Annotated in this window: 16 protein-coding genes; 5 read left to right on the top strand and 11 right to left on the bottom strand. The window is 66.7% G+C overall.

All coding sequences use genetic code 11. The features are described 5' to 3' along the window. The first annotated feature begins 17 nt into the window (after positions 1–17). Positions 18–455 (top strand): hypothetical protein, encoded by a 438-nt coding sequence (locus tag C474_RS19360; RefSeq protein ID WP_008389837.1) that lies wholly within the window; start codon positions 18–20, stop codon positions 453–455. A gap of 142 nt (positions 456–597) precedes the next feature. After that, a complete protein-coding gene (locus C474_RS19355; RefSeq protein ID WP_008389835.1) occupies positions 598–924 on the top strand; it encodes a 2Fe-2S iron-sulfur cluster-binding protein in 327 nt (108 codons plus the stop codon). A gap of 50 nt (positions 925–974) precedes the next feature. Here the strand turns inward: C474_RS19355 and C474_RS19350 are convergent, their stop codons facing one another. Further along, complete coding sequence (locus C474_RS19350; RefSeq protein WP_008389834.1) at positions 975–2,117, bottom strand: MBL fold metallo-hydrolase; 1,143 nt, start codon at positions 2,115–2,117, stop codon at positions 975–977. A gap of 116 nt (positions 2,118–2,233) precedes the next feature. Further along, positions 2,234–2,395: a hypothetical protein gene (locus tag C474_RS22440; protein WP_160166851.1), complete on the bottom strand. Its 162-nt coding sequence runs from the start codon at positions 2,393–2,395 to the stop codon at positions 2,234–2,236. A 28-nt stretch (positions 2,396–2,423) separates the two neighbouring features. On the opposite strand from C474_RS22440, the gene C474_RS19345 reads away from it, so the two are divergent. Together C474_RS19345 and C474_RS19340 are read left to right on the top strand one after the other, a co-directional pair. After that, the gene (locus tag C474_RS19345) at positions 2,424–3,059 is read left to right on the top strand and encodes a hypothetical protein (protein ID WP_008389833.1); all 636 of its coding nucleotides are present in this window, start codon (positions 2,424–2,426) and stop codon (positions 3,057–3,059) included. Further along, positions 3,059–3,601: an MOSC domain-containing protein gene (locus C474_RS19340; protein WP_008389832.1), complete on the top strand. Its 543-nt coding sequence runs from the start codon at positions 3,059–3,061 to the stop codon at positions 3,599–3,601. The genes C474_RS19345 and C474_RS19340 overlap by 1 nt, the downstream gene beginning before the upstream one ends. 14 nt (positions 3,602–3,615) lie before the next feature. Here the strand turns inward: C474_RS19340 and C474_RS19335 are convergent, their stop codons facing one another. The 3 genes from C474_RS19335 to C474_RS19325 form a co-directional block, all read right to left on the bottom strand. Continuing rightward, positions 3,616–4,566, bottom strand: coding sequence for an acetamidase/formamidase family protein (locus C474_RS19335; protein ID WP_008389831.1), 951 nt, complete (start codon positions 4,564–4,566; stop codon positions 3,616–3,618). Positions 4,567–4,757: 191 nt separating this feature from the next. Next, complete coding sequence (locus C474_RS19330; protein WP_008389830.1) at positions 4,758–5,993, bottom strand: mandelate racemase/muconate lactonizing enzyme family protein; 1,236 nt, start codon at positions 5,991–5,993, stop codon at positions 4,758–4,760. Between the two features lie 149 nt (positions 5,994–6,142). Beyond that, entirely contained in the window at positions 6,143–7,387 is a 1,245-nt protein-coding gene (locus tag C474_RS19325; RefSeq protein ID WP_008389829.1) for an HAD family hydrolase, read from the bottom strand. A 94-nt stretch (positions 7,388–7,481) separates the two neighbouring features. Here C474_RS19325 and C474_RS19320 point away from each other — a divergent pair, with 94 nt between their 5' ends. Beyond that, positions 7,482–7,925 (top strand): DUF5799 family protein, encoded by a 444-nt coding sequence (locus C474_RS19320; protein ID WP_008389828.1) that lies wholly within the window; start codon positions 7,482–7,484, stop codon positions 7,923–7,925. Between the two features lie 39 nt (positions 7,926–7,964). On the opposite strand, the gene C474_RS22750 is transcribed toward C474_RS19320, so the two are convergent. The 6 genes from C474_RS22750 to C474_RS19295 form a co-directional block, all read right to left on the bottom strand. Continuing rightward, positions 7,965–8,114 carry a DUF7557 family protein gene (locus C474_RS22750; protein WP_008389827.1) on the bottom strand — a complete coding sequence of 50 codons (150 nt, stop codon included), beginning with the start codon at positions 8,112–8,114 and terminating at the stop codon, positions 7,965–7,967. A gap of 84 nt (positions 8,115–8,198) precedes the next feature. Next, the gene (gene fba, locus C474_RS19315) at positions 8,199–9,191 is read right to left on the bottom strand and encodes a class II fructose-bisphosphate aldolase (protein ID WP_008389826.1); all 993 of its coding nucleotides are present in this window, start codon (positions 9,189–9,191) and stop codon (positions 8,199–8,201) included. 262 nt (positions 9,192–9,453) lie between these two features. Then, positions 9,454–9,945: a PTS fructose transporter subunit IIB gene (locus tag C474_RS19310; protein WP_049917200.1), complete on the bottom strand. Its 492-nt coding sequence runs from the start codon at positions 9,943–9,945 to the stop codon at positions 9,454–9,456. Continuing rightward, entirely contained in the window at positions 9,942–11,645 is a 1,704-nt protein-coding gene (gene ptsP, locus C474_RS19305) for a phosphoenolpyruvate--protein phosphotransferase (protein ID WP_008389824.1), read from the bottom strand. Before ptsP ends, C474_RS19310 begins: the two co-directional genes overlap by 4 nt. Positions 11,646–11,648: 3 nt before the next feature. Beyond that, on the bottom strand, positions 11,649–11,918 hold the full coding sequence (gene ptsH1, locus C474_RS19300) for a phosphocarrier protein HPr (RefSeq protein WP_008389822.1): 270 nt from the start codon (positions 11,916–11,918) through the stop codon (positions 11,649–11,651). Beyond that, positions 11,918–12,382, bottom strand: coding sequence for a PTS sugar transporter subunit IIA (locus C474_RS19295; protein ID WP_008389819.1), 465 nt, complete (start codon positions 12,380–12,382; stop codon positions 11,918–11,920). Before C474_RS19295 ends, ptsH1 begins: the two co-directional genes overlap by 1 nt. Between the last annotated feature and the right edge of the window lie 48 nt (positions 12,383–12,430).

Here is a 12,430-nt window from a genome sequence, read left to right as displayed (position 1 = left end):
GTTCACTACTATCGAACATGTCACAAACTGACGACACAGCCGACGACGAGCGGACGACCGGCCCGGCCGAATCCGTCCATCGCGACTACATCCTCGGTGTCCGCATCGTCGAACGGACGGCCGGGACCGACGGAACGGTCTACCGGTTCGAGGCGCCGCACCACGAGGGAATCGAGTTCGACGACGCCGACACGGCGACGCTGTACGCCGACGTCTACTTCGACGTCAACGGATTTCAGGAGGCGGGGACGGGAGAGCGGGGCGTTCCGCCGGAGATAATCCAAGCCGGGCGCGACACGCTCGTCGCCTACTTCCTCACGCAGCCGCTCGTCGACGTCGAGTGGGTCGCCTCCTACTACGGCGAGAAACCCGAGAAAGTGCAGCGGTACGTCAACCGCGTGCGGAAGCGGGCGAAGAAGATACGCGAGGGCGCCGCCGAGCAGGGAATGACCTGACCGCTCGGGGGCGACCCGACCGGCGAGCGAAGGGAGCGGGGGGACGAGAGCCCTCAGTCGCGTTCCCTCCGAATCCCGGCCTCGTGTCACCGACCGAATCGCTCCATAAAGAGTTTTGCCGCGGTCCCGCAAATCGGGTCTCATGACCGAGTACACCGTCGAGTTCGTCGGGACGGACGAGTCGATTCAGGTCTCCGACAAGCAGACCATCCTCAAGGCCTGTATCGAGGAAGGAATCGCGCAGGAGTACTCCTGCCGGGTCGGGATGTGTCTGGCCTGCTCCGCAGAGATTCTCGAAGGCGACGTGGTTCAACCCGCCGCCCGCGGCCTCACCGACGAGGAGCGAGAGGACTACGCGCTGACGTGCATGGCGCGCCCGCAGAGCGACCTCAAACTGGAACGCGGCGTCTACCCGCCGAGCATCGAGAACGACGCCTCGGCCGCCGCGCCCGCCGCGGACGACGACTGAGCGCGCCGCCGTTCGGGTCAAATCGGTTCGAACGGGATCGAATCGGCAACTCAGTCCGCCTTCGAGACCGCGCAGTTGTTCGGTCCGAGTTCCAACTCGAAGGCCTCCGCGTCGGCCACGTCGCTCCGACCGAGGTTCGTGGCGATTATCTCCTCGTAGTTCGCCGGCCGCGGCGGCATATCGGAGAGGACCGTCTCCACGAACTGCTCCTCCGAGAACATGAGAAGCGGGAGGCCGTCCCGGAGGTCGCCGAGGTACGCGGAGTAGGTGCCGTCGCTCCGCCGTTCGGCGGCGGTACCGTAGTGCGCCGGAGCGATACGGGTGTCGTCGCGAAACGCGCCGAACACCGACTGGAGCGTCCCGTACAACTGCCGCGCGGCGTCGGTCGCGCCCTCGTCGCCCACCTCCAAATCCGGGCGGGCGACGCTCTCGACGAACAGGCTATCGCCCGAGAACAGCACGTTGCCGAGGCGGTAGGCGGTCATCTCGCTGGTGTGACCGGGAGCGTGGACGGCGGTGAGCGTCGCGTTCCCGACGCGAATCTCGTCGCCGTCGACGACGAACTCGGTCGCGTCGCCGGCGTCGAGACCTCTGTCGCGCGCACCCTCGGGGTGGACAGCGGTGGCGTCCGTCTCGTCGGCGAGTCTCCGGACGCCGCTGACGTGGTCGGCGTGGACGTGCGTGTCGAGGGCGTACGCGAGGTCGGCGCCGTACTCGCGGGCGTCGGTAACGTACCGCTCCGTGAACTGCCTGAGGGGGTCTATCACCGCGGCCTCGCCGTCCGAGACGACGAAGTAGGCGAGACACCCGCTGGCGGGGCGACGGTACTGGTGTATCACCGCGTCGACGTCGGCCGGGACGACGACCGAGACGTAGACGCGCGCCCACCCGCGCATGCCGTCCTCGAGGTTCTCCGCGTCGAAGCCCTCGTCCCGGAGGAGTTCGGCGACGTACGCGCTGGCCTCGCCGCGACCGCAGACGACGACGATCTGGTCCTCGGGGTCGAGGCCGGCCTCTCGGGCGGTTTCGGCGACGTCGCCGCGCGCCTCGGCCGCCATGAACTTCGAGTACGGGACGAGGGTCGTCTCGCCGCCGTCGACGTGCCACGCGTCGTGTTCGTCTCGATTCCGAACGTCGAGTAGAGAGACCGACCCACCCCGGTCGAGTCGTTCGTACAGTCTCTCAGGAGTCATCAGTCTGGATACGAGTCTCCCGTGGAATATAGTTGCCGCTCAAGCGGTCAGTTTGCCGGTTCGATTCTCCCCGGCCGACGGTCCGGGCCCGCCCCGTCGTCGGCGGACGAGAGCCGTCACTCCTCACCCGTCGTCGGTCTCGACGGCGGCGGACGGCCGCGCGTTCCGGTCGGCTTCGGCGCCGACTCGGCGACCGACTCCGTATCCCGGACCGATTCGACGGCGATGCCGCGGACGTCCTCGGCGCGCCCGGAGACGATAGCGGCGCGGGCCAACATTCAGGGTCGCACCCCCCGTGAGTAGCGTATGGACGGCGAGAGCTTTCGGTCGGCCGTGGAGGTCGAAAAGCGGACGGAGTTGGACCGACTCGGCTCCCAGCAACTGCTCGTCGCGTTGACGGACGCCGAGTTGACGCGCGAACGCGTCCTCGAGGTGGCGGCGGCGAGCGAACACGCCGCCCGGGAGACGTTTCGCGGGTGGGCCGACGACGAGGACGTGGAGGCGGCCCGGACGGCGTTCGCCGCCGTCGCCGACCAGGAGGACGGCCACCTCCGGCGCGTGGCCGACGAACTCGACGGTGCGTGGGAACCGGACGGGGAACCCGGACCGATGCACGGCTACCTCCGCGGCCGCGAGTCGGCCGTCGAACGCGTCGCCGGCGGGATGGTCGGTCGGCCCCTCGTCAGCCACCGGACGTACAACCAACTCGTCGGCTTCTTCGTCAACGAGGCGGACGAGCGGACGGCGGACGTCCTCCGCGAACTGAAGGCGGAGACGACGGAGACGCTGACCGACGGTCTCTCGCTTCTCGAATCGCTGTGCGGGACCGACGACGATTGGGAGGCCGCCGAGATGGTCGCCGGCTACACGATTCAGTTGGCGTACGACGACTACGCGGACGCCCTTCGGGGACTGGGCTTCGACCCGAGGTCGGTGTGCTAATGGACGAGATTTCCGGCCGCGTCGAGCAACTGTGGACGAGTCCGGAGGACGGCGCGCCGATGGAGTCCCGCGAGTCCGTAGAGGCCGTCGAGGGCGGCCTGCGCGGCGACCGCTACCTGCTCGGGACGGGGTACTACTCGCCGTACGACGTCTGCGAGGTGACGTTCGTCGCCCGGGAGGCGTTGGCGGAGATTCTCGACGAGACGGGCATCGACCTGACCGACGGCCGGCACCGACGGAACATCGTCGTCCGCGGCGTCGGCGGCGAGGAACTCCACGACCTGCTGAAGACGACGTTCCGCGTTGGCGGGGCGACGTTCCGGGGGACGCGCCCCCGCCCGCCCTGCGCGCACGTCGAACAGGTCGCCGGCGAGGAGGGCGTCGCGCGCGCCCTCAAGCAAAAGCGCGGCGGCATCTGCGCGAACGTCGTCGAAGCAGGGACGGTGAGCGTCGGCGACGAACTCGAACTGAAAGAGGCGGACCCGCGGACCGTCGGGCGGTCCATCGCGGACCGCCTCCGGGACGCGTTCGGTGGCGACTGACTCTCGCGACGGACTCAGGGGAAGATGCTGTCGGGCACGTAGGCGGTGACCGTCCAGTTCGGCGCGTCGACGACTTCGCTTATCTTCAGGTCGACGGCCGCCGAACAGAGGATGTACGCCTCGCCGCGCGTCAGGTCTCGTTCGGTTTCGAGGTGGTCTATCATGTGCCGGACGGCCTTCTTCGTCGCTTCCATCAGGTCGTCGGCGATGCCCGTCGTCGCGTGCATCGGTTCGTCGGACCCGGTGGGCGTGAACGGCCCCGTCGTCTTCAGTTGCGGTTGCTCGATGGACTTGTCCTTCAGGACGTCGAAGCGCGCCGTAACGTACATCGGCGCTTCGATACCCGTCACGCACACCTCACCGTCGCCCTGCGCGGCGTGGCAGTCCGCCGTCGAGAACAGTCCGCCCTCGACTTCGACGGGGAGGTACACCGTCGACCCCTTCGTCATGTGTTTGACGTCCATGTTGCCGCCGGTGTCGTACGGTGGCAGGGTGTCGTGTTCGCCGTCCTTACCCGGTGCGACGCCGATGATGCCCGGGAACATGTCGAGGGGAATCTCAATCCCATTCACGAAGTGAGCCACGTCCTCCTCCAACTCCCAGATGTGCAGACCCGCCTCCTCGAACTCCTCGGGCAGGAGACCGAGGCCCATCTCGCCGGGCATGAACCCGGTGAACCCCCAACCCTTGTGTTCGAAATCGAGGAGTTCGATGGCGAGCACGTCGCCCGGTTCCGCCCCCTCGACGGCGACGGGGCCGGTCAGCGGATGGACCGGGTCGAACGTCGCGTTCGCCAAGTCCTCCACCCCGGAGTCGGGTCCGACCTGGCCGTCCAATGCGTCGCGGCACTCGAAGCGGACCACCTCGCCCGGTTCGACCGTCACGAGCGGGTCCAGACTGTTGTCCCAGACGTGGTGAACGTTCTCGTCGTCGTCGGACAGTTCGTAGTCGACCTCGTATGACATACGGTACCGATGGGCTCGACGTTCGATAAACCTCGGCGTCCCGGCAGACGAGGGTTTAGATACCGGGACGGGGCCAGACTCCACGTGACGTGACGGCGACCCGGGGCGGAACGCGGTTGTGCGGCGCATCCGCCTCGGGAGCGAACTGCGCCGCCTGTCCGCAAAAAAGACGTTCGAGCCGGCAGTCCGGCTTACGCTTCGTCGAACAACTCTTCGCCGTCGACCATGTGCTCCTCGACGGTGTCCATGTCGAGCGTCACGCCGAGGCCCGGCTTCTCGGGAATCTCGATGTAGCCGTCCTCGATGACCGTCTCCTCGACGAGGTCCTCCCACCAGCCGAGTTCGTAGGAGTGGTACTCGACGGCCAGCGCGTTCGGGATGGAGGTGCCGACGTGCGCGGAGGCCATCGTCGCGACGGGCGAGGAGACGTTGTGCATCGCCACGGGGACGTAGTACTGGTTCGCCACGTCCGCTATCTTCCGCGTCTCGCGCATGCCGCCGACCTTCGGCAGGTCGGGCGCGATGATGTCGACGGCCTGGTTCTCGATGAGGCGACGCTCCTCGGTGACGCGGTAGCGGTTCTCCCCGACGGTGATGGGCGTCGTCGTGGACTTCGTGACCTCCTCCTGCACGTCGAGGTTCTCCGGCGGCACGGGGTCTTCGAGCCACCAGATGTCGTACTCTTCGAGCGCCTTCGCGAGGCGCTTTGCCGACCCGCCCGAGAACGTCCAGTGGCAGTCGAAGGCGACGTCCGCGCGGTCCTTCACGCGTTCCGTGACGGCCTCGACGATGTCGACTTTGTGTCGGATCTCTCCGGGTCGGAGATGGCGGTTCGCGCGGTCCTTCTCCAGTCCGGAGGGCACGTCGAGGTCGAACTTCAGCGCGTCGTAGCCGAGTTCGTCGACGACGCGTTCGGCCTCGTCCGCGCAGGCCTGCGGGTCCGCCTCGTCGGCGGTGTGGCAGTCGCAGTAGACGCGCACCTTGTCGCGGTACTTCCCGCCGAGCAGTTGGTAGGCGGGGACTTCGAGAATCTTGCCCGCGAGGTCGTGCAGCGCCACGTCGATGCCGGAGATGGCCGTGACGGTGATGCCCTCGACGGAGCCTTCGCCGGACATCTTCTGGATGAGATGTTCGAACAGGCGGTCGATGTCGAGGGGGTTCTCGCCGATGAGGAACGGTCGCATCCGCTGGATGAGTTCCGGAACGCCCGCGCCCCAGTAGGCTTCGCCGGTGCCGACGATACCGGCGTCGGTGTAGATGCGGACGAGCGTCCACGGGAAGTTCCCGTCTATCATCGTCGTCTGTACGTCCGTTATCTTCACATCGCGGCCGCCCCCGCGCTCGGCCGTGACCTGCATCGTGTCGGCCGAGAGCTCTCGCATCGTGTACTCCGCATTCGGGTCGTGTAGCTGTGAGTAGTCCTTCATGGTTTGTCGTTTACTCGATAAGTTGTAAACCTTTGCACTCCGGGGCGTCCGCCGCCGGAACGTCCGATTCGAGGGTTCGACTCCCCGCGGCAAAAGTGGTTCGTGACGTGTTTCGGAGGCGCTCGGGTCGAGGAGTCGAAAGGGCTGCGTCAGCGCTCGTCGAGGAGGTTGAGGACGTACGCGATTCGGAGCATCGACGCCGCGTCGCCGCGGTCGTACACCAGTTCGTCCGTGTCGCGGACGTGCGCTAACACGTCCTCGGAGGCGTGTTCGGGCGCGGCGGCGATGCCGGCGTCGGCCTCGTCGGCCCACTCCATCACGCGCAGGTCAGACTTGCTGTCGCCCATTACGAGCACGAACGGGTCCGTCACGTCCAAGACGTCGAGGGCGGCGCGGACGCCGTTCGGCTTGTTCAGTTCCAACGAGCCGATTTCAGCGGCGTCGGCGTGGTAGTACGCCACGTCGATGCGGTCGAACAGGGCCGAAACCTCGTCGGGCACGTCGTCGGCCTCGCTTTCGGGTGCGGCGCCCTCGGCGGCGAGGACGTCCGCGACTTCGGGGTCGGCGGCGGCGTAGTACGCCCGAGACCACTCCTCCCCGTCGTCGACGTCGACGCCCTCGACGGCGGCGGCGACCGCTCCCCCGAGGAGGTCGACGAGGTAGACGAGTCCTCGGTCGATGACCTCGGCGGCGGGGTCGCTCCCGATGTCGAAGTTCGGCTTGAGGGTGATGTTGAACTCGTTGCCCTGCAGGTGGACCGACTCGCGCAGGTCGTCGGGCGCCTGCGGGAGGACGCGGGAGCGAACCTCCGAGAACACCTCGCGGACCGCTTCGTCTAACTCCTCGTACAGCAACTGCTTGGTCGTCGACCCGTGCCCCGGTGTGAACACGCCGGTCCCCGCCTCGTAGACGATGCTCACGGTTCCGGAATGGACGAGTTCGTTGCCGAGCCCTTGGATGGTGAATCCCTTCACGTTCTCTAGCGTCTGCCCGGTGCAGATGACGATGGGGACGCCCGCCTCGTGGAACTCCGTCAGGAGGTGTAGCGTGTCGCGCGGAATCTCGTTGTCCGTTCGCCCCGCCGAGCGGAGCGTCTCGTCGACGTCGAGAACCAAGGCGTTCACCGCGCGGCCGTACTTCGAGTGCAAATCGAGCGCGGTGAACGTCTGGTCGCGCGTCGCCCGCGCAGCTATCTCTGCGTACGTCTTCCCCGCGGCGAACGAGGAACGAATCTCGTCTTTCCGCGCTTCGAGTTCGTCGCTGGCGTCCTGCCAGTAGTCCAGGGCGATGCGCGAATCGACCGGCGGGAACAGGTCGACGAAGTTCTGCAACTCCCTGAGCGTCTCCGCCTCCGAGTCCTCGTACAGCCGGTAGAGGAGGTCGTACTGTTCCATACGACTACCGGGAGCTACGGGGGCAAAAAGAGTGTCCGTACGGCGATTCCTGCGGGGGGAAACGCTGAAACGCCTCCTATACATACGCCAATCCATGGCTAACTGGACCGACAGCATCGTCGGGGACCGGATGACGGTCGACCGGGAGTTCAACGAACGCATCGCCGCCTCGGAGTTTTCCAGTCAGGAGTGGGGACTCATCATGACGGCGACGGAGTTCGAAATCGAGCACGCCGACGACCCCGAACGCGCCCGCATCGTCGCCGACACGGAGAAACTCCCGCAGATCATGCCCGAACTGAAGAACGTCCGTTCGCAGATGGCTCAGATGGGCGGCGCACCGAGCGACTCGGGGACGGCCTCCTCCGGCGGTCTGTTCGACTCCATCAAGGGCGCACTCGGCTTCGGCGGCGGCGGTGCCGACGCCGAGCGACAAGAGGCGGCCGAGCGACTCGTCCAGGAGTACGCCGATGAACTACAGCGACACCTGGAGTCGAAGGGGAAGTGGAAACAGGTCAGACTCGCCTATCAGGAGTAAAGAGAGAGGCTCCGAATCGAGAAGCGGAGAACCGGGAAATCAGATCTCGTCGCCGCCGTGGAACAGCGTCATCTCCTGCGCCTCGTAGATGTTAATGAGTTCGGTGACTATCTCGTCGTAGTCCTCGTCTTCGACGCGCAGGGAGTCGAGTCGCTCGACCGTCTCCTCGTCGAGGTGGATCTGAGGCATATACGGCGAATGAACACGGAACGACTTAAACGCCCGGGCGCCCCCGTCGGGCGAAAGAAGAGTTCTCGAAGGCGGTTCGGACGGTTAGAGGTACCGACTGTTGCCAGCGCTGCCGGAGACGTGCGTCAGGTCCGCGTGCACGTCGGCGATGCGGTCGCGTATCTTCCGACCGACGACGCGGGGGTCGAAGACGTCCTTGTTCGGCGACCACTCCGTCTCGTTGAAAAAGGTGTCCCGGTCGTCGTCGACGTCCTCCGGCGGGACGATGGCCTCGGGGTCCTCGCGGTAGTGGTCGAACGCGGTCCGCGTGTACTCGTACTGGTAGCGCGTGTCCTTGTTCACCTTGCAGATGCCGTGCTGGAGCATCGCCTGCAGTTGGTCGGGCTGAACGCCCGAGGAACCGTGCAGGACGAGCGGCGTGTCGAGGCCGTGGTCGCGGAGCGCCTCTCGGATGTCGCCCGCCAGGTCGGGGCGGAGTTCGAGGTCCTTGCCCTTCGCCACGCCGTGTTGTGTGCCGACGGAGATAGCGAGGAGGTCACAGCCCGTCCGGTCGACGAACTCGACGGCCTGCTCGGGGTCGGTGTAGAACGCCTCCTCGGACTCCACCTCGTCCTCGACGCCCTTTATCTGGCCGAGTTCGGCCTCGATGAGCACGTCGGCGCCCTTCTCCTCTTTCATCTCGACGACTTCCTTGCTCGTGGCGACGTTCTCCTCGAACGGTTCGTGCGAGGCGTCGATCATGATGGAGGAGGGAATTTCGAGGTCCATCTGCGCCTCGATGAACTCCATGTCCGACTGGTGGTCCATGTTGAGGAACACGCCGATGTCGTACTGGTCGGCGATGTTCTCGATGTAGTTGCCCATCGCCTTCAGGCCCGAGACGTCGTCCTCGTGCCCGGCGAAGGTCGCGGCGCCGCCCGACAACTGCATCAGGAGGTCCGAGTCCTCCCGGGCGGCCCCCTCTATCAATCCCATCATGATGTTCGGTTCGGCGATGTTCGAGGCGATGAGACCGAATCCCTCGTCCAGCGCGTCGTCGTACACCTTCTCGAGTTCGCTACCGCCGTAGAAAGGCACTGTTGGTCACCTGTTTCGGCGTTCACGTGCGGGGACTATAACGTATGCGGAGCGCTTTCGTTCCTGTTCGGTTTCGGCTCCCCATCCGCGGATTGCGGAACGTGCGAGATAGCTACTCGAATCCGCGTTAATCGGTTCTTTCATCGCGAGAACAGTGGCCGCGGTGTGTACGTTTCTGATCGAATTTTGTCGGGAGAGGCGGTTACTCGTGCAGAAGTGAGTTCGTCCCTGCGAAAAACGCGGGTCGGAAACGGCGCGGGTCTCAGGAGAACAGTCGCTTCAGTCGCTGGAAGAGGCCCTTCTCTCGGTCGCCGCCGCGGCGCTGTTGTCCCTGCGCGTCGGCGCCGGCCGTCGGCGACTCCGTCGTTGCCTCCGCGGTGTCGGACTCCGTCGCCGTCGAACCCGACGCCGACTCGCCGGCGGAGAGGTCGATCTGTTCGGCGCCCTCGGTTTCGACGAGGTCCTCGGCCTTCTCGATGAGACCCTCGGCGTCGTTGACGCCGTCTTTGACCGTCCCCTTCACGAGGTTCTTCCCCTCGAAGCGGTCCCGGGTGACCGCCGTGTCGGCGGCGATGATGACGACGTCCGCCTCGGCGATGTCGTCGGCGGTGAGTTCGTTCTGCGCGCCCATCGCGCCCTGCACCTCGACTTTGATGTCGTGGCCCAGGCGCTCCGCCGTCTGTTCAAGATTCTCTGCGGCCATCTGACTGTGCGCGATGCCCGTCGGGCACGCGGTGACTGCGACTAGCTTCATGATTGTGTGTTCTCTGTTAGCACTCGTCGTACTTCAGCCTTCGTGCCGGCCGAGAGCGCCTTCTCGGCCAGTTTTCGGGCGTCTTCGGTGTCCGTCTCGGTCACGGCCTGCTTCACCTGCGGGACGGTCACGGCGCTCATGCTGAGTTCGTCGAGGCCGAGGCCGAGGAGGAGTTCGGTCAGGTCGGGGTCGCCGGCCATCTCGCCGCACATGCCGACCCAGACGTCCGTCCCCTCTGCGGCCTCGACCGTCGCGCGGACGGCGCGGAGCACCGCGGGCTGGGTGTAGTCGCCGAGTTCGGCGACGTGTTCGTTGCCCCGTTCGGCGGCCATGACGTACTGTGCGAGGTCGTTCGTCCCGATGCTGAAGAACTCCACCTCGGAGGCCAAGTCCGGGGCCATGAACGCCGCGGCGGGCGTCTCGACCATCACGCCGAACTCGGGGACGGCGTACTCCGCGCCCTCCGATTCGAGGTCCTCGGCGACCGAGTCGAGCGTCTCGCGGGCGTCGCGGACCTCCTCGACGGTGGAGACGAGGGGGAGCATCACGGCGAGGTTGCCGCCGGAGTCGCTCCCCGCCGCGCGGAGCAGCGCGCGGAGTTGCGTCTCGAACAGGTCGGCGTCGGGGCCGAGCGACCGTCGGATGCCGCGTTCGCCGAGGAACGGGTTCTCCTCGTCCGGCAGGTCGAGGTAGTCGATGGGCTTGTCGCCGCCCACGTCGAGCGTTCGGACGACGACGCGCCCGTCGGGGAACGCTTCGAGCGCCTCGAGGTACGTCTCGTACTGCTCCTCCTCGTCCGGCGGCGACTGCCGGTCGAGAAAGAGGAACTCCGTCCGAAAGAGGCCGATGCCGTCGGCGCCGCGGTCGGCGGCGGGGCCGAGGTCGGCCGCCGTGCCGACGTTGCCCGCCACCTCTATCTCGACGCCGTCGGCGGTGGAGACTGGTTCCGAGCGAATCTCGACCTCCTCCTCGTCGGCCGCGGCCTGTTTCGTCTCCTCGGCGGGGTCGACGATGACCTCGCCGTCGGTGCCGTCGACGACGACCTCCGCGCCGTCCTCAACCTCGTTCAGTTCCTCGCCGACGCCGACGACGGCCGGGAGCGCGAGCGACCGCGCGAAGATGGCCGCGTGCGACGTTCGACCGCCGGTGACGGTGACGAACCCGGCGACGCGTTCGGGGTCCAACTGCGCCGTGTCGCTCGGCGTCAGTCGCTCGGCGAAGACGACGCTGCCCTCCGCCAGTTCGGCGAGGTTCACGCGCTCGCCGCCGGAGAGGACGCGGACGAGTCTATCGCGTACGTCGCGCAGGTCGTCGGCGCGTTCGGCCATCCGGCCCTCCATGCCCTCGAACTGCTCGACGAAGCGGTCGAACGTCCGCTGGACGGCGTGCTCGGCGGGCAGTCCGTCCGAAATCTGCTCGCTCACACCGTCGGTGATCTGCGGGTCGTCGAGGAACTGGACGTGCGCATCGAACACCGCCGCCTCGTCCTCGCCGACGCGTTCGGCGGTCCGCTCTCGCTCGGCCTTCAGTTCCTCGCGCGCCGACTCGCGCGCCTCCTCGAACCGCGCCGTCTCCGCATCGGCGTCCACCTCGTCGGGTTCCGGCGGGTCGTCCAGTTCCGCGTCGGGTGCGTACCAGACGACGGTGCCGACCCCCGAGAGGGGCGTGACGCCGATGCCCTCGAATCGTCGTTCTGTCATCGACTACAGTTCGTCCTCCGGTGTCGAGAGCACCTCTTCGAGGGCGTCGAGCGCCTCCTCGGCGTCGTCGCCCTCGGCGGAGATGCGCACCTTCTCGCCGCCGGAGACGCCGAGACCGGTGACAGACAGCATGCTCGCGGCGTTCACCAGGTCGCCGTCCTCGGGGCCGACTTTGACCTCCGAGTCGTACTCGTTGGCCGTCTCGACGAAGACGGAGGCGGGGCGGGCGTGCAGGCCGTCCTCGGGGACGACGGTGACGACGCGTTCGGGCATCAGTTCACCGCCTCCCGAACCGTCTCTTGTACCGTCTCCGCGTCCTCGGCCTCCAGCAGCTTCTCCCGGACGTCCTCGTGCATGAGGGCGCGCGAGAGCGAACTGAGAATCTGCAGGTGCTCCTCGCCGCCCTCCTCGGGGACGAGAATCATGAACAGCAGGTTCGCGGGCTTGTCGTCCATCGCGTCGAAGTCGATGCCTTCCGAGGAGCGCGCGAACGCGACGGAGGGAGCCTCGACTGCCTTCGTCTTGGCGTGGGGGATGCCGATTCCCATGCCGACGCCCGTCGTCGCCTCCTTCTCTCGCTCCCGGAGGTCCGCGAGCACGGTCTCTCGCTCGGTCACGCGGCCGTTCTCCACGATGAGGTCCAAGAGGAACTCGATGGCGAGTTTCTTCTCGGCGGGCGGTTCGTTTAGCGAGATGTGCGCCGTCGGCATCAGCCGGTCGATGTCATCTTCGAGCATTTTCGTGCGAATATGGGAACGGAGGGAGTAAGGTAGTTGCGTTGTGGG

This window comes from Halogeometricum pallidum JCM 14848 (assembly GCF_000337095.1).
Classification (GTDB): Archaea; Halobacteriota; Halobacteria; order Halobacteriales; family Haloferacaceae; genus Halogeometricum; species Halogeometricum pallidum.
This window is presented reverse-complemented; position numbering and strand designations above follow the sequence as displayed.

Bases quoted from the DNA above. Each gene is read 5' to 3' on its own strand.
- C474_RS19340 (WP_008389832.1), top strand. From the start codon at position 3,059: ATGGACGAGATTTCCGGCCGCGTCGAGCAACTGTGGACGAGTCCGGAG.
- C474_RS22440 (WP_160166851.1), bottom strand. From the start codon at position 2,395: ATGTTGGCCCGCGCCGCTATCGTCTCCGGGCGCGCCGAGGACGTCCGC.
- C474_RS19320 (WP_008389828.1), top strand. From the start codon at position 7,482: ATGGCTAACTGGACCGACAGCATCGTCGGGGACCGGATGACGGTCGAC.
- ptsP (WP_008389824.1), bottom strand. From the start codon at position 11,645: ATGACAGAACGACGATTCGAGGGCATCGGCGTCACGCCCCTCTCGGGG.
- C474_RS19325 (WP_008389829.1), bottom strand. From the start codon at position 7,387: ATGGAACAGTACGACCTCCTCTACCGGCTGTACGAGGACTCGGAGGCG.
- C474_RS19345 (WP_008389833.1), top strand. From the start codon at position 2,424: ATGGACGGCGAGAGCTTTCGGTCGGCCGTGGAGGTCGAAAAGCGGACG.
- ptsH1 (WP_008389822.1), bottom strand. From the start codon at position 11,918: ATGCCCGAACGCGTCGTCACCGTCGTCCCCGAGGACGGCCTGCACGCC.
- C474_RS19355 (WP_008389835.1), top strand. From the start codon at position 598: ATGACCGAGTACACCGTCGAGTTCGTCGGGACGGACGAGTCGATTCAG.
- C474_RS19295 (WP_008389819.1), bottom strand. From the start codon at position 12,382: ATGCTCGAAGATGACATCGACCGGCTGATGCCGACGGCGCACATCTCG.
- C474_RS19335 (WP_008389831.1), bottom strand. From the start codon at position 4,566: ATGTCATACGAGGTCGACTACGAACTGTCCGACGACGACGAGAACGTT.
- C474_RS19360 (WP_008389837.1), top strand. From the start codon at position 18: ATGTCACAAACTGACGACACAGCCGACGACGAGCGGACGACCGGCCCG.
- C474_RS19330 (WP_008389830.1), bottom strand. From the start codon at position 5,993: ATGAAGGACTACTCACAGCTACACGACCCGAATGCGGAGTACACGATG.
- C474_RS19310 (WP_049917200.1), bottom strand. From the start codon at position 9,945: ATGAAGCTAGTCGCAGTCACCGCGTGCCCGACGGGCATCGCGCACAGT.
- C474_RS19350 (WP_008389834.1), bottom strand. From the start codon at position 2,117: ATGACTCCTGAGAGACTGTACGAACGACTCGACCGGGGTGGGTCGGTC.
- C474_RS22750 (WP_008389827.1), bottom strand. From the start codon at position 8,114: ATGCCTCAGATCCACCTCGACGAGGAGACGGTCGAGCGACTCGACTCC.